At 54.5% G+C, this 19,924-nt stretch carries 21 protein-coding genes; 4 read left to right on the forward strand and 17 right to left on the reverse strand.

The window, feature by feature from the left end; genetic code table 11:
- Window positions 1-11: 11 nt before the first annotated feature.
- Both DOLE_RS15200 and DOLE_RS15205 read right to left on the reverse strand, forming a co-directional pair.
- Window positions 12-287, reverse strand: coding sequence for a hypothetical protein (locus tag DOLE_RS15200; RefSeq protein WP_012176367.1), 276 nt, complete (start codon window positions 285-287; stop codon window positions 12-14).
- 307 nt (window positions 288-594) lie between these two features.
- Complete coding sequence (locus DOLE_RS15205; RefSeq protein WP_012176368.1) at window positions 595-1,824, reverse strand: tyrosine-type recombinase/integrase; 1,230 nt, start codon at window positions 1,822-1,824, stop codon at window positions 595-597.
- Between the two features lie 664 nt (window positions 1,825-2,488).
- Here DOLE_RS15205 and DOLE_RS15210 point away from each other — a divergent pair.
- A complete protein-coding gene (locus DOLE_RS15210) occupies window positions 2,489-3,739 on the forward strand; it encodes an ATP-binding protein (protein ID WP_012176369.1) in 1,251 nt (416 codons plus the stop codon).
- 181 nt (window positions 3,740-3,920) lie between these two features.
- Here DOLE_RS15210 and DOLE_RS15215 read toward each other — a convergent pair whose 3' ends face one another.
- Entirely contained in the window at window positions 3,921-4,952 is a 1,032-nt protein-coding gene (locus DOLE_RS15215; RefSeq protein ID WP_012176370.1) for an AraC family transcriptional regulator, read from the reverse strand.
- Between the two features lie 140 nt (window positions 4,953-5,092).
- Here DOLE_RS15215 and DOLE_RS15220 point away from each other — a divergent pair, with 140 nt between their 5' ends.
- Both DOLE_RS15220 and DOLE_RS15225 read left to right on the forward strand, forming a co-directional pair.
- Window positions 5,093-6,268 (forward strand): uroporphyrinogen decarboxylase family protein, encoded by a 1,176-nt coding sequence (locus DOLE_RS15220; protein ID WP_167320889.1) that lies wholly within the window; start codon window positions 5,093-5,095, stop codon window positions 6,266-6,268.
- A 44-nt stretch (window positions 6,269-6,312) separates the two neighbouring features.
- Window positions 6,313-6,963 carry a cobalamin B12-binding domain-containing protein gene (locus DOLE_RS15225; protein WP_012176372.1) on the forward strand — a complete coding sequence of 217 codons (651 nt, stop codon included), beginning with the start codon at window positions 6,313-6,315 and terminating at the stop codon, window positions 6,961-6,963.
- 16 nt (window positions 6,964-6,979) lie between these two features.
- On the opposite strand, the gene DOLE_RS15230 is transcribed toward DOLE_RS15225, so the two are convergent.
- From DOLE_RS15230 to DOLE_RS15290, 14 genes are all read right to left on the reverse strand, one after another.
- A complete protein-coding gene (locus DOLE_RS15230; protein ID WP_012176373.1) occupies window positions 6,980-7,975 on the reverse strand; it encodes a hypothetical protein in 996 nt (331 codons plus the stop codon).
- A 13-nt stretch (window positions 7,976-7,988) separates the two neighbouring features.
- A complete protein-coding gene (locus DOLE_RS15235) occupies window positions 7,989-9,278 on the reverse strand; it encodes a hypothetical protein (protein ID WP_012176374.1) in 1,290 nt (429 codons plus the stop codon).
- Between the two features lie 116 nt (window positions 9,279-9,394).
- The gene (locus DOLE_RS15240) at window positions 9,395-10,723 is read right to left on the reverse strand and encodes a PhoH family protein (protein WP_012176375.1); all 1,329 of its coding nucleotides are present in this window, start codon (window positions 10,721-10,723) and stop codon (window positions 9,395-9,397) included.
- Between the two features lie 71 nt (window positions 10,724-10,794).
- Entirely contained in the window at window positions 10,795-11,547 is a 753-nt protein-coding gene (locus DOLE_RS15245; RefSeq protein ID WP_012176376.1) for a vitamin B12 dependent-methionine synthase activation domain-containing protein, read from the reverse strand.
- Between the two features lie 422 nt (window positions 11,548-11,969).
- The gene (locus DOLE_RS15250; protein WP_012176377.1) at window positions 11,970-13,079 is read right to left on the reverse strand and encodes a uroporphyrinogen decarboxylase family protein; all 1,110 of its coding nucleotides are present in this window, start codon (window positions 13,077-13,079) and stop codon (window positions 11,970-11,972) included.
- Window positions 13,076-13,747: a cobalamin B12-binding domain-containing protein gene (locus tag DOLE_RS15255; protein ID WP_012176378.1), complete on the reverse strand. Its 672-nt coding sequence runs from the start codon at window positions 13,745-13,747 to the stop codon at window positions 13,076-13,078. Before DOLE_RS15255 ends, DOLE_RS15250 begins: the two co-directional genes overlap by 4 nt.
- 56 nt (window positions 13,748-13,803) lie before the next feature.
- On the reverse strand, window positions 13,804-14,478 hold the full coding sequence (locus tag DOLE_RS17650; RefSeq protein ID WP_012176379.1) for a TetR/AcrR family transcriptional regulator: 675 nt from the start codon (window positions 14,476-14,478) through the stop codon (window positions 13,804-13,806).
- Window positions 14,479-14,648: 170 nt separating this feature from the next.
- The gene (locus tag DOLE_RS18325) at window positions 14,649-14,786 is read right to left on the reverse strand and encodes a hypothetical protein (RefSeq protein WP_153304455.1); all 138 of its coding nucleotides are present in this window, start codon (window positions 14,784-14,786) and stop codon (window positions 14,649-14,651) included.
- A gap of 29 nt (window positions 14,787-14,815) precedes the next feature.
- Window positions 14,816-15,406, reverse strand: coding sequence for a hypothetical protein (locus DOLE_RS15265; RefSeq protein WP_012176380.1), 591 nt, complete (start codon window positions 15,404-15,406; stop codon window positions 14,816-14,818).
- A gap of 141 nt (window positions 15,407-15,547) precedes the next feature.
- Window positions 15,548-15,880, reverse strand: coding sequence for a ferredoxin-thioredoxin reductase catalytic domain-containing protein (locus DOLE_RS15270; RefSeq protein ID WP_012176381.1), 333 nt, complete (start codon window positions 15,878-15,880; stop codon window positions 15,548-15,550).
- On the reverse strand, window positions 15,877-16,134 hold the full coding sequence (locus DOLE_RS15275; protein ID WP_012176382.1) for a glutaredoxin family protein: 258 nt from the start codon (window positions 16,132-16,134) through the stop codon (window positions 15,877-15,879). Before DOLE_RS15275 ends, DOLE_RS15270 begins: the two co-directional genes overlap by 4 nt.
- A gap of 100 nt (window positions 16,135-16,234) precedes the next feature.
- The gene (locus DOLE_RS15280; RefSeq protein ID WP_012176383.1) at window positions 16,235-16,864 is read right to left on the reverse strand and encodes a nitroreductase family protein; all 630 of its coding nucleotides are present in this window, start codon (window positions 16,862-16,864) and stop codon (window positions 16,235-16,237) included.
- Window positions 16,865-17,138: 274 nt separating this feature from the next.
- Window positions 17,139-17,462 (reverse strand): DUF6955 family protein, encoded by a 324-nt coding sequence (locus tag DOLE_RS15285; RefSeq protein ID WP_012176384.1) that lies wholly within the window; start codon window positions 17,460-17,462, stop codon window positions 17,139-17,141.
- Window positions 17,463-17,642: 180 nt separating this feature from the next.
- The gene (locus tag DOLE_RS15290; RefSeq protein WP_012176385.1) at window positions 17,643-18,317 is read right to left on the reverse strand and encodes a lysophospholipid acyltransferase family protein; all 675 of its coding nucleotides are present in this window, start codon (window positions 18,315-18,317) and stop codon (window positions 17,643-17,645) included.
- 225 nt (window positions 18,318-18,542) lie between these two features.
- Between DOLE_RS15290 and DOLE_RS15295 the strand changes: the two genes are divergently transcribed.
- Window positions 18,543-19,886: a M48 family metalloprotease gene (locus tag DOLE_RS15295; protein ID WP_012176386.1), complete on the forward strand. Its 1,344-nt coding sequence runs from the start codon at window positions 18,543-18,545 to the stop codon at window positions 19,884-19,886.
- Window positions 19,887-19,924: the final 38 nt, after the last annotated feature.

The following is a 19,924-nucleotide window of genomic DNA, read 5'->3' on the forward strand; positions in this document are numbered from 1 at the left end:
TTGAGATATAACTATTCCTTGCCATGCTCGGATATGGCATCACCCTCGGTTTTCCGGGTCCGGTCAGGGACAACCGCGCTGCGTGCCTCAAGCCATTCAATAAAAGAAGCGACGGGATATGAAATTTTTCTGCCGGTTCGGATTCGACCCTTTGGGCCTTTGCCCTGGCAGTCAAGGTTTGCAAGATATTTTTCTGAAATTATGCCGCCGGTGAAGTGCTTGATTTCCGTCCTTGCGACGAAACTTGACGGCCATTTTGACGCGAGTTCTTGAAAGACTGATTCCATTTTTTACTCTCCTTTTGTCAAAGAAGAGCGCACAAAAAAAGAGGACATGCGCTGATCTTAGACCTAACAAAAAATCGTTAAGTTTAAGGCCAGGGCCTTGCCCTCTTTATGGATCATCCCGCCGCCTGTCTTGGACTCCCCCTTAGGGAATATCACTGTAACTGCCGTACAGTATAGTGATATAGGCGGTGTAAATATTTCCTTGCCACCGGACGGCCGTACCGTCCTGTGTTTATCGCTTATACTCTGGGATGTGTTATGTCAAGCTTTTTTTGATCCTCTGCTTTCCGGTCTCACTTTGAAAAGTTCACAACACCTGCCCGGCATTCTTTTTCTTTTTCTGCCCGTTCGTTTTAAATGCCGCCTCCAATGCCGCCGAGCCCTCTCTCAATCTGTTTTCGGTCATCTTCGCATATCTTTGGGTCATGGTGCTTGTAGTGTGCCCAAGTGACTTCTGGGTTAAATACAGGTCGTGTGTGCTTTCGTAAAGGTGCGTTGCATAAGAATGCCGAAGGGTATGAAATGTCACTTTTTGCTTTCTGTCGGTGATTCCCTGGTTCAAGCCTAACTCTTTGACTACCCTGGAAAAGGTTTTTGAGGCGCGCGCTATTGAACCATCAAGCCCGGATCGCTTTTGAAATATAAGTTCGTTTGGTGCCCCTTCTTCTCTGTTTTTCAGCATAGCCTTTGCCCGTGTCGTCAAGTATGCGGTTCTTGATCCTGTTTTAGCGTCCAGGATCGCCAGGGTTCCCGCTTTCCAATTTACGCAACTCCATGTTAACTTCGCAATCTCGCCAAAGCGCAAACCAGAATGAAGGGATAACAGCGCCATGTCATGAAGGTTGTGACTTTTTGCCGCCAGTGCATCAAATAGCTTTTCAGCCTCGTCAATGCTTAAATAACGCATCTTCATGTTATCCAGCTTCGGCCATTTAACGGCGCTCGTCGGATTTTCGCCGGTATAGACTCCACGCTTTCGCGCCATATTAAAAACCTGTCGGGTTACTTGCAATGCATATTGAATGGTTCGGCCAGCTTTCTTTTTGTCGGCCATAGCTTTCTTGACCCGTTCAACGTGAAAAGCCGCTATTTTACCAAAGGGAAGGTTTCCTATTGTTTCGGCCAGGTGGACCCGGTAAAGGGCTTCTTCCATTGCATAAGTCGTCGGTTTTTTGTCGCGCTTGCATTGCGGAAGGTACGTTTCAGCCATGAAACGGCCAAAGGTTACGTTTTCCTTTTCGGCCAACTGTCGCGCTTGCTTGTCGGCATCTTTGCGTTTGTCCTCAATAGCCCGCTTCTCTGCCAGGGTTTGCGGACCTTCCCCGGTCTTTCGGTTTTCCTTCAATTCCTTTAAACGATCATAAGCCTTTGCCGCCGTCCAATTCTCTGAAGCCCAACCAAGCCCCTCTTCGCGGTCTTTCCCGGCCAACTTGTAACGGATCGTAAAATATTGATCGCGCTTGACTCCGTTTTTCCTGGTCGGATGTTCTTTATATCTCACTCCCGGAAAGGTCGTTTTTACCCATTTTCCAGCCATAACAAGCCCCCGTTTTTGATTCTATCCCGCTATAGTCCCGCCAATTGCCATAAAGTCTTTTAATATCTATATGTTACAGTGCAAAATTATTTCGTGCCCTGTTTTATGACAATTTCCCGTTTCATTGATAGAAGCCTTTATCTAAGCCCGGTTTCCAGTCCCGCCATAGTCCCGCTTTTGTGTCTGAAACAGTATGTTTTTAAATGACGCTTTAGGAAAAACAATAAAGGATAATTCTTTGATTGTCAAAGGGTTTATGTGATAAAAGGACATTATAGGAAAGTCTTAAAATATGACTGGCAGTCATGAGGTCAGGGGTTCGATCCCCCTCAGCTCCACCACAAAAAAAAGCGCTTACGGAAAGACCGTAAGCGCTTTTGTGTTTTTCGGGGGAAAGAATAGGAAAAATGCGCTTCTCAAAATTGCGTAAACCCCAATAACTGTTAGTATCCTTGAATTGTTTTTAAATTCGAATGGCCCAGTCTACCCCTTTCTGCTGATAACGGCGATATTCTTTTCCCCGATTTTCTATTAAACAAAAATGATATTTTCTATCAAGTTGCGTCGCTTCTCCGAATAAACATTTCAATTGGACGGTAATTTTTTTTCATTTAGACGGCAATAAAACTTTCATTTAGCCGCTTTTGAGGGTATATTAAACGACATGAAAAAAGACCCTTTACATCCCCGCTTTTTGATTCCCCGGGTTACCGAGGCGCTGGCGGATTCTCCCGTAGTGTTGATTCATGGCCCGCGCCAAAGCGGGAAGACCACACTGGCCCGTCTTGTGGGTGACGCAGCCGGTTATGTCTATATCTCCTTTGATAATGATGTGCAGCGAGCTGCGGCTGAATTCGACCCGGTCGGTTTTGTGGCCGATCTGCCCGACAAGGTGATTCTGGATGAGATCCAGCGGGTTCCGGGGCTGTTCACCTCACTTAAGGCGGCCGTGGATTCACGGCGGCAGGCCGGTCGATTTATCCTTACCGGCTCGGCCAATGTGCTGCTGGTGCCGAAACTGGCGGATTCTCTGGCCGGGCGAATGGAGATATTAAGGCTTCATCCCCTTGCCCAGTGCGAACTGGCCGGCAGGGATTCGGGTTTTCTATCGATTCTGTTGGGGCAGGGATTCAAAAAATCAAGCATCGGGAGCAGGCAGGGCCGTGACCTGGCCGAACGGATTGCGGCCGGTGGTTTTCCGGCCGCGTTGGCCCGAACAGCCTCCCGCCGGCGAGCTGCATGGTATCGGGACTATATCGATACACTGGTGCAACGGGATGTGCGTGACCTTTCCGCTATTCGTTCTCTGGAAGCACTACCCCGCCTCCTGGCCCTGGCCGCAGGGCAGACCGCACACTTGGTGAATGTGGCCGAACTGTCCGGGCCGTTCCAGTTGAGCCGGCCCACGATTCGTGACTACATGACCCTGCTGGAACGTTTGTTTCTGCTGGAGCAGCTTCCCCCCTGGCACAACAATCGCCTCAGCCGTCTGATCAAGACGCCGAAACTGCACCTCTGTGACACCGGCCTGGCCTGCGCCCTTCTTGGCGTGGACGGCCCATCCCTTTGGGGCGATCGCGAACTGTATGGGCAATTACTGGAAACCTTTGTTTATCAGGAACTGCGGCGTCAAAGCGGTTGGCAGGAAGAGCCGGTGACATTTTATCATTACCGCGACAAGGAGGGACTGGAAGTGGATGTGGTGCTGGAGTTCGGCGGCAGGCAACTGGCCGGAGTGGAAGTAAAGGCTTCCTCAACGGTCGGCGCTTCTGATTTTAGAGGCTTGATTCGTCTGCAAAAATCGGTAGGTAAACGGTTTGAGGCAGGGGTTGTTCTTTACGATGGAGACGCAATCGTATCTTTTGGTAAAGGGTTGTTTGCCGTGCCGATCTCGATGCTGTGGGAAAAGACATGAGCCATACATGTACCGAGGATGCTTTGATAAGTATACTTTTACGTTCCCGCTTTTTTCTTCGTGGCTACGCGCCTGACCAATTGCCTGCGGACTCCAAAGACAATCCATGCCAAGCGTTATGAGCAGACACACCTTATCGATTTTATGCGTATAGCCGGACGGGATTTGGTCCTGTTTGATTTTAGGTCTCTTTACGGCGGAAGCCAAGCGGTGTCTTGCCGGTCCATGATTTGAAGGCCCGATAGAAATTGGCCGTGTCGCTGTAGCCGAGCCTGGCGGCTATTTCCTCTATGGGTAAATCACTGGTTTGGAGAAGATTGCAGGCTCTTTTTTCCCGCACCTGGCGGGACACGGTTTTATAGTCTGTTCCTTCAGCGGCCAGGCGGCGTCCCAATGTCTGGGGACTCATATTAAACCGCCGGGCCATCTCCGCCATTCCGGGAAACCCGTTATCATATGAAAACAGCGCCTGTTTTACCCGCCCGGTGGTTGTGGAAAACCGGTCCAGGTCCTGCAATAGATGCCGGCACTCTTTTTCATAAAGATTTTTGGTCAGCACATTGGCGCAGGGCAGCGCCTTTTCAAGATACCGGCCGGCAAAAAGGGCCTGGGTCTCTTTGGCATTAAAAATGACCGGGCAGTTGAATATCTTTTTGTATTCATCGGCGTATTCCGGCCGGGGATAGGCGAACCGGACTTCTGTCAGCGGAAGCGGCTCTTTCATGATGTCCCGGCATATATAGTAGAAGCCGACTGTATGGGCTTCATGAATAAACCGCCGGTATTTCCCCGGATCAAAGATCTCCCGAAACCGGAAAAAAGCGGTGCCGCCCTTTGTCTCCAGAATATACTGGAAATAGACCGGCGCTAAATCGATGAGGGTAAAGGCGGTTTTAAACGCCTCCATGGCCGTGGTGCAGCAGTTCACGGCCATCACCCATTTTCCCAGCTGACCGAGATGGTAGTTTTGCCCCAGCAGCAGGCCGAAACCCGGATCGGAAATGAGCTCCGCAATCCGCAGGTAAATACCCAGCTCCTGATCAAAGCTTATCCATTTATCGGGATTGTCCAGGTCGGCGTAATCAAGCCCGGCTTCTTCCAGGATTTCATTTACCGCTATTCCGCGTTTTTCCGCCAGATCGACCAGAATGCGCGTGGCATGCATGGACCGGTGTTGCGGAATAATCGGTTCGGTTTTTAAACATATTCCCATAGCATCACCTCGCATGATTATACGCAAAGGTGATATGAAATGACAATATATTGATATCTTCGGCAATTGACACAATCTGCAGGAACCGTATGCTGAAGATGACAATGGCGACATGGAAACAATCAATTATGGAGGACGTGATGGAAACAATGCATCCGGTTGAGAGAATTTACAAGACGTTCGAGGGTAAGCCGGTAGACAGGGTCCCCTGTTTCTGCGCCATGATGGAAAGCCGGACCGCCAATGAAATCATTGGAAAGCCCTTTATCTCCGAAGAGAAATTCGCAAATTTCCCGGTCAACCAGTTTCTCCTGAACAACCTGCCTGAAAAGCTGACCCGGCCCATCGTCAGGGGCACCCTTATCCGAACGATCAAACGAAGGAACCTGGCCCAGATTGAAATGGGTTTTGACATGATCTGGGCCTATTATGATGATTCGTGGCACTACCCGGATGCAAAAACCATCGTATTTACCACCGGCTCCATATACAACATGATCCCGGACGGTTTCGGCAGCATGACCTACATGTACCGGGGGCCGGGCATCAATTCCCCGCAGGAATTCGATGCCTGGCCCTACTGGCCGGACACGGATGAAATGGCCCACCGGGTTTACAAATACTATAAAAAATTTCTGGCGCAACACGGCGACAAGACCTGCGTCATGACACAGGGATTTTTCGGCGGCCTTCAGGAATCGATGAACTGGACGTTTGGCATCGCAAAGGTTCCGCTCTGGATAAAAAAGCACCCGGACTACACCAAACGGTTCCTCGATATCCTTGAAGAGATCAATTTCAAAGTCCACACCGCCATGATTGACGCCGGCAGCCCGGTCATCCTGACCACCGATGACTTTGCCTTCAAGACCGGTCCCTTCATGAGTCCCAAGATGGTGGAGGATCTTTTCGGCGAACGGTACAAACGCCTTTTCAAAAACATTCATCAGCGGGGCGCAAAAGCGGTGCTTCACTCCTGCGGCGACAACACCAAGCTGTTCGACGTTTTCGCGGGATGGGGCGCTGACGGGCTTCACGCCTTTGAAAACACGTCCAACGTCGATATTTTCAGCATAAAAAAATCGCACGGTGACCGTTTTACCATAATGGGCGGTGTCGGCATCGACTACCTGCTGACAGAACGGTCGAAAGACGAAGAGATCGTGGACAAGGTCAAGGAACTGATCAGCCGGCTCGGACCTGGCGGGCGCTTCATCATCGGCCCCACCCACAGTGAGGACAGCATGCCGGCCCATAAGCTGCGGGTGATGCTGGACGCGGCAAAAAAATACGGTTCTTACCCGATACAGGGTTAGGGTGTTACTGCGAAAAACAAACAAATAAATCCAGGAGATGAATAATGAAAGAGTGTATAGCAGTTGTCCAGGACGCCGTCATTCACATGAAGGACGATGTCATCATTGATGCCGTCAAAAAATGTCTCGCTGAAGGGCTCTCGCCGATACAGATTATCGAGGAAGGCCTCAGTGGAGGACTTGACGTGGTCGGTCAGAAATTCGAGGCCGGGGAATACTACCTGGCGGAGCTCATCATGGCGGGTGACGTAGTCACCGAGGCGACCGGCATGCTGAAAGACAAAATGGACCCGGGGGATATGGGGAAAAAAGGCAAGGTGATACTGGCCACCGTCAAAGGCGACGTCCACGATATCGGCAAGAATATCGTGGCCATGATTCTTTCGGCCCAGGGCTACGAAGTTGTCGACCTGGGCGTCGACGTTGCGTCCGAAAAAATCGTTGCCGCTGTCAGCGAAACGGGAATACAGCTTCTGGGGCTCTCCATACTCCTGACCACCATGGTGCCGGCCATAAAGGAAGTGGTCGATCTCCTTACCGCCAAAGGCCTCAGGAAGAAGGTTAAAATCGCGATAGGCGGGGCCTGCTGCTCCCAGCAGCTGGCCGATGAGATGGGGGTGGACGCTTTTGGAGAGTCTGCCGTGGCAGCGGTTGACATATTCGACAGGTTCAAAAAGGAACTGGAGATTGCCTGACTTTAAACACCTGGAGCTACAACCGCCAGCCCCAGTAATCCAGGAAACGAGCAAAATCCCACATGTCTGAATCATCCCGGCGCCAGGGTTTTAAGCTGGTATAAAAAGGGTTGTCCCAAATGGCCGGGTCGGCATAAATTTTGTCCGAGCCCACGAAAAGATCAAGGCTGATCAGGCTCATGAACATCATCTCCAAAGGCTTGATCGTGCCTTTCACATGTCCCTTGCGCCACCCCTGCGCATAATAAAAACTCGTGGCAGTGCCGTCACCTGACGGCAAGCGGTCCAGGGCATCCATGGCATCGACTTCCATGGCAAGCGGAAGAAAAGCCTCCCCCTGCAACTGGTCAGCGGAAACAACTTCCACATCCATGACGCGATGGACCTCCGGCCGCAGGTGGATCAGCAGGGCCGGATTTTCAACTCCTGTGAAGGCCAGCCGGGAGGGCAGCTCCTCGCCGTAAACCGACTGACGCTGATTCACGTCCCATCCTTCGGGCAGGGCATCGGCCGGCAGATAATCGGTTGGAATAAACGCCTTGTAGCAGCCGCAGGTGTGCACCGTGGTTACCAGGACCGTCCGGTTGGCCTCATCCAGGGTGACCACCACCATCAGGCCCACGTTATTGCCGGCCGTCAGGTGAAAGTAAGGAACACGGGGAAAATGGACCCGGTAGATCAGGTTGGTGTAGGTTGCCCTGGCAGTGGTAAAGGTGCGACGCATCACATAGACGGCGGGATGGTCCGTGTCGATCCACACCTCATCGTCGTCTTTTCCTTCCCCCCCGATTGCGGGCCGGCCGATGCGGTTGTTTGTGTCTGTGTAATCATAGGCCATAAACACCGGCGCCTGTTGCCGCACCCTATCCTCCGGCCACTCGCCGGCCACATAGATCGTCTGGGGCGTATCGGGCAGCGTAAGGTGGTGGGCGCAGCCCTGCCACAAAAACGCCCACACGATAACGGCCAGCCATGTAAGAAAGTTTCTTCCAGACCAACGAAAGCGGTTCATCTCCTGGACTCCTTTAGAGAATCGTTGAGGTCACCGTCAACGGCGCGTCAAACACGTTGCGGACATTCATTTCCATGCCCTTTTGGTAGCCCCGTGTATAAAAATGGGCCAGGCGCAGCTCCACGCTGTCTTCATTGAACTGGTCCCAGCCGGTGTTAAAATCAAAACCGATGCCGGGCAGCTCGCCTTTGTCGTCTTCTATTTCGTCTTCGGCCTCCGCGTCGTCGTTAAAATAGAGCGACGCCTTTATCGGGCACCCGGGTGGAGCTGTCCAGACCGACCAGAAACACTGCTTGCCGTTGGTCAGCGCACTCCATGTCCAGGGAGAAAGGTCCAGGGCTTTGTCCGCGGCGTCCATTTTGCCGTCAATCACATGACCGCCGGGATTGTTGGAATTATAGAAGGTCCACCCGTTTGCCTCTTTAAAGTCATCAACGGTGATGGCCCGAAAAAGGCTCGGCCGCAGGGGAAAGGCGGCGGCAAAGGCAAAGTTCGCGTAACTGTCGTAATAATAGGTGTACTGGCGGGTGGAGATGGAGCCAATGCTCAGGACCAGGGGGGTGGCATTTTCCGAATAGACCACCGCGCGCACCGGTCCGTCGATGTATCCCAGCTCCTTGACCCTGATGTCCTCCTCGGACCGGTGAAGGGTGATGCCCATGGACCGCATGGTCAGCCGGACCTTGATCCGGTCGATAAAATCCTCACCGTCCCCGCCCACACCCGCTTCAAAGGCATATTCCGAAGCGCCCACCGGGTGATCTTTGTCAAACCGGCCCGAATAGTTGCGGGTGGCAAATGAAGGGGCGTCATCGTCGTAGGCCACATAATCAACGGCCGATTTTTCCGGAGCAGGGCCGGCAAAGGCCACAAGATAGACCCATCCCTTTTCCCGGGTTGCGGGGTCCGTCACCTCAAGCGCCGCACAGGCATCGGTGCCCGAAGGAAGCATGGCCCTGTCCAAAAGCCGGTCCCCGGCATCCATGGCCATGAACACCAGTTCATCGTTATCGTCAAAAGCGCTGTCATCATCCGGTGCGGCAAGCTTTCCGGCGGTAAGAACAAACAGGCCATCCTTGTCTTTCTCGTCTATCTGAAAAGGAACAGGCCGTAGTTGGTTGTCTTTGAACGCATAAAGACCGTAATGGGCAACCGGCCGGCCGGTGAGGCCGCATGCCTGTCCGGTGACAATTACCGGATCAAACACCCGGCTAAGGGTTTTTGTCATCTGTGTATCGGCGGCAGCCGGCACCGCAAAGACAATCACCAGAAAACAGGCGGCCAGCGTATTGAGCTTTTTCATTTTTTCTCCTTGATTATTCATTTTTGTCCAAACCGAAATCGCTATCACTATCGGGATCGGGATCGAAACCCATGTACCGCATTTAAATATCATGAATGAATTTATGGGAAAAGGGCTTACAGGAGATCCGAGGCAATCTCGGCCAGGGCCGATCGCTCCCCCTTTTCCAGGGTGATGTGGGCGTACATCTCCTGGCCCTTCATCTTATCGATCAAGCAGGTCAGGCCGTTGCTGCGGGAGTCCAGGTAGGGGGTATCGATCTGGTGGGGATCACCGGTGAACACCACCTTGGTGCCTTCACCGGCCCGGGTGATAATGGTCTTGACCTCGTGGGGCGTCAGGTTCTGTGCCTCGTCCACGATAAAATAGATGGAGGGAAGGCTGCGGCCCCGAATATAGGTCAGTGCCGTAATCACCAGCTTTTTCTGAATCATCATTTCGGCAATACGCTTGTATTCCGGGGACTCTTCGGCAAACTGGTTCTGAATAACCGACAGGTTGTCAAACAGGGGCTGCATGTAGGGGTTGAGCTTTTCTTCCACATCTCCGGGCAGGTAGCCGATGTCCCGGTTGGACAGAGGGACCACCGGCCTGGCCAGAAAGATCTGCTTGTAGTGCTTTCGCACCTCCAGGGCCGCGGCCAGGGCCATGAGGGTTTTGCCGGTGCCGGCCTTGCCCGACAGGGAAACCAGGGAGATGCGGGGGTCCATCAGCGCGTTTAAGGAAAATATCTGTTCAGCGTTTCTCGGGGTTATGCCGTAGGCCCGCTTTTTTTCGACAAATTTTAATGCGTTTTCCTTTTTTACCCAGGTAGACAGAATGCTCTGGCTGTCGTTACGAAGGATGAAATTTTCGTTGGCAATGGGCAGGATGTCCAGGCCGGTCTCATCCAGGGGCACGGCGGTTTCCTTGAAAAGCCGGTCAATCACCGCGTGTTCGATTCCCTCGATCCGGTTTTTGCCGGTATACAGATCATCGATGTTCTGAATTTTTCCGGTTTCGTAGTCCTCGGACTGGATGCCAATGCTCTTGGCCTTCATTCTCAGGTTGATGTCTTTTGACACCAGCACCACCCGGGGGTTGCCGTGCTGCCTGGCCAGGTTGTAGGCAATGGACAGAATGCGATGGTCCGGGGTGTCTTCCCAGAAAAGCTCCTTGATGTAACTGTCTTTCTGAATGTTGGTGTCGACCCGGACAAAACCCCCGGAATCCAGGGGCACGTCCTCGTGGAGAAGGCGGTCCCCGATCAGGGCGTCCAGCTCCCGTGAAAACTCCCGGGCATTGTAATGAATGGCTTCGTGGCCCCGCTTGAAACGGTCCAGCTCTTCAAGCAGGGTGATGGGAATCACCACATGATGGTTTTTGAAGGAGTAAATGCACTGAAAATCATACAGAACAACGTTGGTGTCCAGGACAAAAAATTTTTTGCTGTCAGAGGAAGGCATCAGGGGCATCGGTCCTGTAAGTTTGCCTTTATTCTATCGCAGGTCCATCCTAAATCCAAATAAAAATTTTGTTAGGATTGCATGGAACCTTCGGACCGGCTGGTTTCGGTTTCCGCGTACGGGGCCCGGCGGTGAGCGCATTTCCGGGCGCAGAGAAAACAGGGGCTCTGTTCCGGCATGGCCTTTGCCGCGATAACGGCGGCAGTAACCGACTTGCGGGGTTTCATCAGGCCCGTGGATGCTGCGTGAATGCCGATGGCTTCCGGCTCCAGGAACGCGAAGATCGCGGCCTGGCCCATGGCAATGGGCCAGTCGCAGTAGCCCGGGCTGAACCGGGCGCTGGCCTCCACCCCCGCCTGTTCATAATGGCGCCGGACCTGCCGATGCACCTGGTCGGCGTACTGTTCGGCCAGTATTGAAGCAGCGGCGTCCAGCATGAAGGCCCGCACCATGTCGGTGGGACTCAGATCCTTAATGACTTTATCAATGTCAGGACCCAGGGTAACGGCAAAGCAGCACAACTCGCAAATTCCCGACATGCGGGCCGCCAGCCGGGTCCAGTTCACGGTCTCCAGCAAAAGCCCGTTTCCGCGGATCGCCTTTTTCTCCAGCGCCCTAAACGGCGTGGACCGGCACAGGGTCTTTGGCCGGGCCAGCTCCAGGCAGGTTTTAATACCCCCGTGAATCTGGGGCCATATCTTATCGGTCACGGCCTCGGCACCGGGATAGCCCAGCTGGCCGATGGTTCCGGCCAGCAGGGCGTCAGTTTCCGGCGCAAGGGGTTCTAAAACGATATTCCCGGTTTTACATTTCGGTGTGAGCATGTTCCGTCATTATATGAGGATGTTTCTCCGTTTATCTTATGCCGATGCTAATTCAAACCGGTTTTCTCAAACCCGAATACACGGTCATTGCGAGGAGCCTTGCATTTCCCGTCATTGCGAGGAGCCTTGCATTTCCCGTCATTGCGAGGAGCAACGCGACGAAGCAATCTCCTTCGCATATGGACAAGATTGCTTCGCTGCGCTCGCAATGACACAGGTTAAGTTCAAGATTGCTTCGCTGCGCTCGCAATGACGTTTTCAAATGAGCGTCCTTTTAAAACAGGACTGTAATCGTTCTTCCCCTTACTCTTACTCTTAATCCCCCACTGTTTCAATCATGCATTTTTTGTGTAGTATCCATATTTTTTTACTGCCTGAACCATCGCACGGACGGTTTCCGCTTTCGCGTTGGGTGGAATCTCTCAGCCACCGGCGAGAATAAAGCCGCCTCCCCGGCCCACCTCCTCAATCAGACGGTGGCAGTATTCATCCACCTCGGATACCGTTCCGGTAACCAGCTTGGCCGCCGGCACGTCACCGAAAATGCACATGTGGTCCCCGATCTCCTGCTTGGCGGCAAAGATGTCGGTGAGCCCGTCGAGCTGAATGATAACTTTTTTTGCCGGCAGGCGGCGCAGGGTCTTTAAGTTCTTGCCCCAGTCGCCGTCACAGTGCAGAATGGGCGTCATGCCGGCCTCCACGATCCGGTTGACAATGATCTCCATGCTGGGAAAGGCCAGATCCTCAAACTGTTTTGGCGAAATAAAACTGTTGGAGGTGCGGTGGCAGTAACACTGCACCGTGGGCACGCCCATGAGCCGGGCGGTCCAGACCGCTGTATTCGCGAAGCTTTCGGACAGGTGGGTGGCGGCCCGGCCGATCTTTTCGGGCCGCTTGAACAGGTCGGCGGAAAAGTTGATCACATTGCGGGCCTGGGAAAAGGTGTCAAAAGGCATTTCCGCCTGGTAGCCCATCTGCACCACGGCCCCCTGGTCCCGCCACCATTTGAAATCGGACCGCCAGAAAATGCCCTGCCGGATGATGCCGAATGCCATGGCCGCAAGCATGCCCGCCGTTTTCTTGCCCTCCGCCTCCTGGCTGAACCGGGGCAGCATGCGCAGCCGGAAAAGGATGTCGGCCATCCATTTGGGAGATTCAATCGCCTGGTCGTAATCCTCCGGCTCCATGTACTGAACTTCGTCGATCTTGGCCATGGCGTCTTCTTCCAGCTCAATGCCGGGCCACAGTTCGCGCATCATCATCACGTAGTTGTACATCAGCCGGGAGGAAGGATTGATGTTGTAATAGATGTCCCAGGGCCCGATATCGGCCCACAGCTTTTTCATCACCTGCTTGTAGACCGCCGGATCTGTCATGTACTGGCTCATCTTGACCCCGACATGAATGGGCGCGTAATAATAGAGCATCATGGAAAGCGGCACCCGGTCCGGGGTCTCCAGGCGGACCACCGCGTCAAACCGCTCCTGGGCCGTCATCGTGTCTTCTTCATAAATCTTCCGTGCCGCTGTCATGCGCTTCCTCCTTTCATCTCGCCGTCGGTCAGCCGCTTGATAAAGGAGATGCCCTCATAGGCGTCCCGGGTCTGAAAATCCACGCCCAGCTTTTCCACCAGGCTCTGTTCCGTGGCTCCGCCGCCGAGCATGACCTGCGTGTTTTTGCGCAATCCCTTTTTATCCAGCAGGGCCACGATCTGCTCAATGGTGCCAAAGGTGGTGGTCAGCAGGGAAGAAAGTCCCAGAAAGGCGGCGCCGGTCTCTTCCAGGCGGGCGATAAAGGCTTCCGGCGGCACGTCCACACCCAGGTTGTAAACGGCAAAGCCGCTGGCCTCGGCCAGCACCCCAAAGATGTCCTTTCCCAGGTCGTGAATGTCGCCCATGGGCGTGCCCAGAACGATTTCGGCAATGGCCGGCCCGGACTCGCCGGCCTGCACGGAGCCTTTGATCTTGCGGCTGGCGGTTTTAAACATTTCCCCGGCCATCACCAGATGGGGAAGGTAATATTCTCCCTTTTCAAACCGTTCTCCAACCTCCGCCATAATCGGCATGCAGGTGTCGAGAAACTGGCGTACAGTGACCCCGGCGGTCAGCATGCCGTCCGCCTCCCGGTCAATGGCGTCGATGTCGAATCCCAGAAATTTTTCCCGGAACGACGACAGGGCCGCAAGTTGCTGATCGTTCATGGCACCCCCTTTAATATTTGACTGCGTTATATCGCTACTTGACTCACCGTTCAATATTATAATGGTGCGGCACTGGCCGCACCCGAATTCGCTTTTCCTGACCCGTTTTTTTGCCGGGCGTCAAACAGCAGAAAGAAAATCCCGGTGTAGACACGCTCCAGGGAGAGGCGGTCTTCCAGGATCGACATGTAGATATGACCCTCGGTCAGGGAGAGCAGGGCCAGGGCCATGGCCGGACCGTCCGTTGCCGAGGGCAGATAGCCTGTCTTTATCCCCTGGCTGATCAGCGTTTCCAGCAGGTCCAGGACTTTCCGGTAGTGGTTGTTGACCTGCCGGGCAAAATCTTCCTTTTTGTCTTTGGGGGTGTGAAGGGAACAGAAATGGACCAGCTTGTTAAGCCGGTCGCTCTGCCGGGAAATTTCAAGATACTGCCACAGGGTCCGGTAAAACCTGTCAATAAAAGGATCATCGGAGTTGACCGCATCGGTCAGAAGGTCGATATACCGGTTCATGCAGGTGTCTACCAGTTCGGAGAGCAGGGCGCCCTTGCCTTCCCAGTACCAGTAAATCAGGGACTTGCTCACACCGGCTTCCGCGGCCAGGTCCTCCATGGTGGACTGCTGGTAACCCTTGGTGGAAAACAGGTTGATGGCCGCTTCCTTGATCTGGTCACGCCGCAGCTGTTCCTTGAGGTTTCTTCTCAGACCGCGCGTCTGTTTTGCCTGGGCCATGACGTTTCCCGTGTGGAGGCCAATCTCTTAAATTGAACGTATAGTCAATATAAGAGATGCAAAAGCCGGTGTCAAGAAAAAAAAAGGGGGGGGGTAATCGGTCAGGAGTTGAGGGAGCCTGGCGGCCGGATTATACAGCGACAAAATCAACGTCTTGCGTAACCATGGGCTCAGCGGCCCAGTGATTGACGGCGATGCCTCCCGATGGCGCACCATGGAATATCGGCCCGTTCAAGGCAATCGACCAGGCGCATCACATCATCCGTACCGCCCGCGGTCTGCCAGTCATAAAATTTTTTGGGGGTCATCGTAATGTCCTGAATCTTTTTTCAGTCCATTACCAGTGATACCCGGCCAGCAGCCCGAAGTGGCCGCCGCCGGCATTGACGGTCATGCCCGCCAGGGTCACGTCGGCCCAGGAGGCCTTGAGCTCCATGCCGATATTGAAATGGTCCCCCAGGGTCCAGTAAACACCGCCGCCGGCCCAGTACCCCAGGCTCTGGTCCGAGTCGGAGATGCTTATGCCGTAGGCCGAGCTTTCGGCTTCGGCGGCAATAAAGGAAACGCCGGCGCCAAGAAAAGGCCGCACATGGGGAAAATGGTCCCAGATTTTGCGAAACCCCAGGTTCAGCTCCGCGGTCCGGCTTTCAGCCAGAATGACTGCACCGGGCAAAAAAACATACCCCTCGCCGTAGGCGCTCATCAGGTCAATGGCAATGTTGACCGGCCAGCCGGTTTTCCGAAAATCCACGGCAACGCCCAGCTCTGACTGTTCGTGGGCCGGCTCCCATTCATCTTCATCCAGGGCCTTGGCGCCCAGAAACCCATTGATGTTGCCGGTCCATTCGGCCTGGGCCCGGGCAAAAGGAGGCAGAACAAGCATCAGAAAAAAAATTGCGGCACAAAGAATCGGTTGAATCGGTTTCATGGCAACAAGGGCCTCCCCTTTAAAAGATAAAGACCGGTCTTGGAATCGAACCAAGCGGCAGACTTTTCACGGTTGCCCGGCGGGGTTGAAGCCCGCGGCCGGCGCCAGCCGACTATACCGGTCACATCATCCGGACGGTCGTCAGAACGCAAACTTTTCCGCGGGCCGCCGTTCCGGCACATAGACACGGTCAACCGCGCCGTCGTTCCACTCTTTTGAAACATAAAGGGCGCAGTAGCAGCTGCCGTATTCGGCCACGTCCGCCTCCCGGTAGCCGCAGGGGCAGAGAATGTCCCTGTCGTTTTCCCGGTCCCCGGATGCCAGCCGGCAGGGGCAGCACATGTAACCGTAGCGCTCCTTGTTGGTCAGCAGGGCCGACAGCAGGTCAAACACCAGTTCCCGGTCGTTGTTGAAAAAATAGCCTTTGGGTTCCTGGACCGACTGAAGCTGCTCGTAAAGCTTTTCCGGTGTCATGAAATGCCCAGCGCCTCCCGAATCTCCTGCTCCTTGTAACCCACGATCACCCTGTCGTTGATCTTGATGGTGGGAAAGGTGCAGTTGGGGTTGATCTTTTTGATATCATCCAGAATGGCCTTGCGCTCGTCGCCGGTGGTCAGATCGACATCCACGAAATCATAGGCCACGCTGCATTCATTGAGCAGCCGCTTGGTGGACTTGCAGTGACTGCATGTGCTCAGGGAATAAATCATCACATCGTTTTGGGTCATGTCGGCATCCTATTCACTGGAGTTATATTTTTTCACCATTTATCCAAATCGAAATCGCTATCGGGATCGGGATCGAAACGCATATATCGGGTTAACCGCTTTAGAACTTCACGACAATCTCGTCATAGGTCTTGCGCCACTTGGGCGGGTCCAGCTTCTTGTCGCCCCTGAAATAACCCACGGCGATCAGCAGGGGAATCCAGTAGTTGTCCGGAATCGCAAACTCCTTGTGCACCGCGTCTAGGTCGAAACCGTCCATGGGATGGGTGTCCACGCCTTTGTTTTTGGCGGCCAGCATCAGGTTCATGGCAAAAAAGGCGGTATTCTTGCAGGCAAAGGCCACACCCCGGGCCTCGGAGGCGCCGTACAGGGTCTGGCAGGCGTTCTCGAACCACTCCCGCTTGTCTTCGGTCATGGCCCCGGCCTTGACCATTTCGGCAAAGTTTTTTTCCGCAAACCGGTTGCCCGGCTTCCACCCCTCCATGTCGGCCAGCACGATCAGGGTCACCGGGGCCTCGCTGACCTTTTCCTGTTTCCACGCATGCTGCTGAAGCCGCAATTTTTCCTCCCGGCTTCTTAACACCATCAGGCTCCAGGGCTGAATGTTGAACCCGGACGGCGCCGTGGCCGCCGTTTCAACGATTTCCCGCAGCAGGGCATCGGGAACATCGCGATCCGGGTCAAAAAAATTGACGGCCCGCCTGCCGTAAACGACATCTTTAAAGTCCATGACGCCTCCTTATGGTTTTTTGCGCTGCCCGCAACATGGTCCCTGGATGGCACAACGGGACAAATGGCCGCGGGGCTGGTCCCTACCCCGAGCCCGGACATTTTTCGTCAATACGGACCGGGATGTTTAACGACAGGGAAAGCATATCGGGATCGGTTGTTTTTTTCAATACCTATCCCGTGAGAGCGGATAAAACCCGCATGGCGATTCAATAAAAAAGGGAACCGGAGAACCGGTTCCCTTTGAATGGGTAAAAACGGATAAACTATACGCCTTACCGCTGGGCCGAACGGGGGGCCTTGCCGGCCAGGGGGTTGTAAATCTTCATGATCGCCATTTTCATCACATCGGTGGTCTTGGCGTTGCAGATAATGTCAAACACCGTGTTCTCAGCCGTTTCGGGCAGAACGCAGGCATTGGCATCATCAAAGGCCAGGTCGGGAAACCCCTTGACCAGTTTTTTCTGCTCTTTTTCGCTGGCCTTCACCTGAATCGCCTTTTTGCCGCCCACGTCTTTTATTTCGCCGGCCAGGCCCGCTTCGCTGAGTTTGCTCTCTTTATCACCATCCACAAAAATATTGATGTAACAGTCCGCCATTTGTCGCCTCCATTAAAATTATTGATAAAAGTATAGCCGGTGCACCGGCTGCTCATAAACACGCAATTGGCTGAAACCCAACGCATTGACCGTTTTTTATAGTATGGCGGGAACGGGTGTGTCAAGAAGACTTCGCCCTTCATTCAGGACGGGCCGGTTTGCCGCCACGGGTTAGCCGCGTCACGCCCGGTCCTGGGGCCACATCCGGTCCGTATCTTCATACAGCGCGTACATGGCCTTTTCCACCTCCAGCCGCTTCTGTTCAAAAGCATCTTCCGAAAGATCGGCCGGCACATAAATGGGATCGCCGAAGCGAATCTTGACCCGGGAAAAGGGCTTGGGCACCATGAACCGGTCCCAGCTGTTGAGCACCCACTTTTTTTCCGCCGACGTGATGGTGGGCACAATGGCCTTGCCCGACACCTGGGCGATGCGCAGCAGCCCGGCTTTGACCACGCCGAAGGGCCCCTGGGGGCCGTCCACGATATGGCCGATCTTGTACCCGCTGCCAGACAGCCGCTTGATCTCAGCCAGGGCCTCTCTCCCTCCCCTGGTGGACGACCCCCGCACCGGGAGCCAGCCCAGAATGGCGACGACGCGGGCCGCCATTTCGCCGTCCTTGCTCTGGCTGATCATAATGGTGATGGGTTTCCGTGTGGCGAAAAAGGCGATGCCCGGAAAAAAGCGCTGGTGCCAGGAGGCGTAGATGATGCCCCCGTCCTTTTTTATAAGGGCCTGCTCCCGGTCTTCGCCGATCCGCTCGACCCGGAAGGTCAGGGAAAGAAGCTTTACCACAATCAGGGCCACATAGGGAAGCAGCCAGGAATAAAGAAATTTTTTCCACCGTTTTTTCATTTGCCACACCCGGCCAAGGCGTTGTTTAAACAGACGTATCCATAGCAGGACCGCATTCGGGTGTCAATCTTTTACCCGATGCCGCCGTGTGCACTGATCTTTGCGCCCACTGCCCCATGGCGGTTTCTTTGCTTGACACGTTCGCACAGCCGGGTTTAATCTGCAAATACAGCATGTTCAGCTTTTATCCCGACAACCGCCCGCTTTGTGAAAGGACAACATGGAATGAAGACCCACATCCCTGCGCCCCGACAGACCCTCAGCCGACGGGAGTTCCTGCAGATGTCGGCCCTGGCTTCGGCCGGCCTGATTCTCGGGTGCGCCATCAACCCGGTAACCGGTGAAAAACAGCTCATGCTGGTGTCCGAGGAGTGGGAGGTCCAGGTGGACCGGCAGAACGCGCCCCACCAGTTTTCCGCCGACTACGGAACCATTCAGGACCAGGCGGTAAACCGCTATGTTCAGCAGGTCGGCGCAAACCTGGTGAAAAACACGCACCGGCCCCAGATGCCCTACTCCTTCCGGTGCGTCAATGCCACCTACATCAATGCCTACGCCTTTCCCGGCGGCAGCATCGCCGCCACCCGGGGCATTCTGCTCTCCCTGGAAAGCGAGGCCGAACTGGCCGCGCTGATGGGCCATGAGCTGGGCCATGTCAATGCCCGGCACACGGCTCAGCAGATGTCCAAGGGCATGGTGACCCAAACCCTGGTGGGCGGGGTCAGCGCGTACATCGGCACCCATGGCACGGCCTTCGGCACTGTGGCCGAACAGCTCGGCATGCTGGGCGCCGGCGCGCTTCTGGCCGGATACAGCCGCGACAATGAACGGGAGGCCGACCACCTGGGTCTGGCCTACATGACCCAAAGCGGATACGGCACCGACGGCATGGTCGGTCTCATGGCCATGCTCAATTCCCTTCACAAGGGCGGCACCGACGCGGTCTCCCTGCTGTTTTCCACCCACCCCATGAGCCAGGAGCGATACGATACAGCCGTGGCCGAGGCCGGCGCCGAATTTGCCGCCGCCAAAAGCCTGCCCGTTCACCGGGAGCGATACATGGACAGCACCGCGTCTTTACGCAAAATAAAACCGGCCATTGAGCTGTTTCAAAAAGGAGAAGCCGCCATGGCCAGGGAAAATTTTGATGCCGCTGAAACCGCGCTGCAGCAGGGCCTGAAGCTTGCCCCGGCCGACTATGCCGGCCTTGTGATCATGGCCAAATGCCGGCTCTCCCAGGGAAAATACGCAGAAGCCCTGCGCTTTTCGGAAACCGCGGGACAGGTCTATCCCCAGGAGGCCCAGGCCAGCCACCTGAGCGGTTTTGCCAGAATCAAGCTGAAACAGTTTGAGGGGGCGGTTGCCAATTTTACCGCCTATGAGAAAAAGCTGCCCGGCAACCCCAACACCGCTTTTTACAGGGGCTATGCCTACGAAGGGATGAACAACAGGCAGAAGGCCGCCGCCGATTACGTGGCCTATCTCAAACAGGTCAACCAGGGGGACCAGGCCCGGTACGCCTACAACCGCCTGGTGGAGTGGGGGGTTGTCAAACCGGCCGGCCAGTGATGGGTTTGCGGAAAGTCACGAGTGTAGGGAAAACCCCC

The sequence above is a fragment of the Desulfosudis oleivorans Hxd3 genome (assembly GCF_000018405.1).
Lineage (GTDB): Bacteria > Desulfobacterota > Desulfobacteria > Desulfobacterales > Desulfosudaceae > Desulfosudis > Desulfosudis oleivorans.

What these genes read in the sequence shown, in the direction of transcription:
- DOLE_RS15200 (WP_012176367.1), bottom strand. Translation starts at nt 287, where the DNA reads ATGGAATCAGTCTTTCAAGAACTCGCGTCAAAATGGCCGTCAAGTTTC.
- DOLE_RS15205 (WP_012176368.1), bottom strand. Translation starts at nt 1,824, where the DNA reads ATGGCTGGAAAATGGGTAAAAACGACCTTTCCGGGAGTGAGATATAAA.
- DOLE_RS15210 (WP_012176369.1), top strand. Translation starts at nt 2,489, where the DNA reads ATGAAAAAAGACCCTTTACATCCCCGCTTTTTGATTCCCCGGGTTACC.
- DOLE_RS15215 (WP_012176370.1), bottom strand. Translation starts at nt 4,952, where the DNA reads ATGGGAATATGTTTAAAAACCGAACCGATTATTCCGCAACACCGGTCC.
- DOLE_RS15220 (WP_167320889.1), top strand. Translation starts at nt 5,093, where the DNA reads ATGGAAACAATGCATCCGGTTGAGAGAATTTACAAGACGTTCGAGGGT.
- DOLE_RS15225 (WP_012176372.1), top strand. Translation starts at nt 6,313, where the DNA reads ATGAAAGAGTGTATAGCAGTTGTCCAGGACGCCGTCATTCACATGAAG.
- DOLE_RS15230 (WP_012176373.1), bottom strand. Translation starts at nt 7,975, where the DNA reads ATGAACCGCTTTCGTTGGTCTGGAAGAAACTTTCTTACATGGCTGGCC.
- DOLE_RS15235 (WP_012176374.1), bottom strand. Translation starts at nt 9,278, where the DNA reads ATGAAAAAGCTCAATACGCTGGCCGCCTGTTTTCTGGTGATTGTCTTT.
- DOLE_RS15240 (WP_012176375.1), bottom strand. Translation starts at nt 10,723, where the DNA reads ATGCCTTCCTCTGACAGCAAAAAATTTTTTGTCCTGGACACCAACGTT.
- DOLE_RS15245 (WP_012176376.1), bottom strand. Translation starts at nt 11,547, where the DNA reads ATGCTCACACCGAAATGTAAAACCGGGAATATCGTTTTAGAACCCCTT.
- DOLE_RS15250 (WP_012176377.1), bottom strand. Translation starts at nt 13,079, where the DNA reads ATGACAGCGGCACGGAAGATTTATGAAGAAGACACGATGACGGCCCAG.
- DOLE_RS15255 (WP_012176378.1), bottom strand. Translation starts at nt 13,747, where the DNA reads ATGAACGATCAGCAACTTGCGGCCCTGTCGTCGTTCCGGGAAAAATTT.
- DOLE_RS17650 (WP_012176379.1), bottom strand. Translation starts at nt 14,478, where the DNA reads ATGGCCCAGGCAAAACAGACGCGCGGTCTGAGAAGAAACCTCAAGGAA.
- DOLE_RS18325 (WP_153304455.1), bottom strand. Translation starts at nt 14,786, where the DNA reads ATGACCCCCAAAAAATTTTATGACTGGCAGACCGCGGGCGGTACGGAT.
- DOLE_RS15265 (WP_012176380.1), bottom strand. Translation starts at nt 15,406, where the DNA reads ATGAAACCGATTCAACCGATTCTTTGTGCCGCAATTTTTTTTCTGATG.
- DOLE_RS15270 (WP_012176381.1), bottom strand. Translation starts at nt 15,880, where the DNA reads ATGACACCGGAAAAGCTTTACGAGCAGCTTCAGTCGGTCCAGGAACCC.
- DOLE_RS15275 (WP_012176382.1), bottom strand. Translation starts at nt 16,134, where the DNA reads ATGACCCAAAACGATGTGATGATTTATTCCCTGAGCACATGCAGTCAC.
- DOLE_RS15280 (WP_012176383.1), bottom strand. Translation starts at nt 16,864, where the DNA reads ATGGACTTTAAAGATGTCGTTTACGGCAGGCGGGCCGTCAATTTTTTT.
- DOLE_RS15285 (WP_012176384.1), bottom strand. Translation starts at nt 17,462, where the DNA reads ATGGCGGACTGTTACATCAATATTTTTGTGGATGGTGATAAAGAGAGC.
- DOLE_RS15290 (WP_012176385.1), bottom strand. Translation starts at nt 18,317, where the DNA reads ATGAAAAAACGGTGGAAAAAATTTCTTTATTCCTGGCTGCTTCCCTAT.
- DOLE_RS15295 (WP_012176386.1), top strand. Translation starts at nt 18,543, where the DNA reads ATGAAGACCCACATCCCTGCGCCCCGACAGACCCTCAGCCGACGGGAG.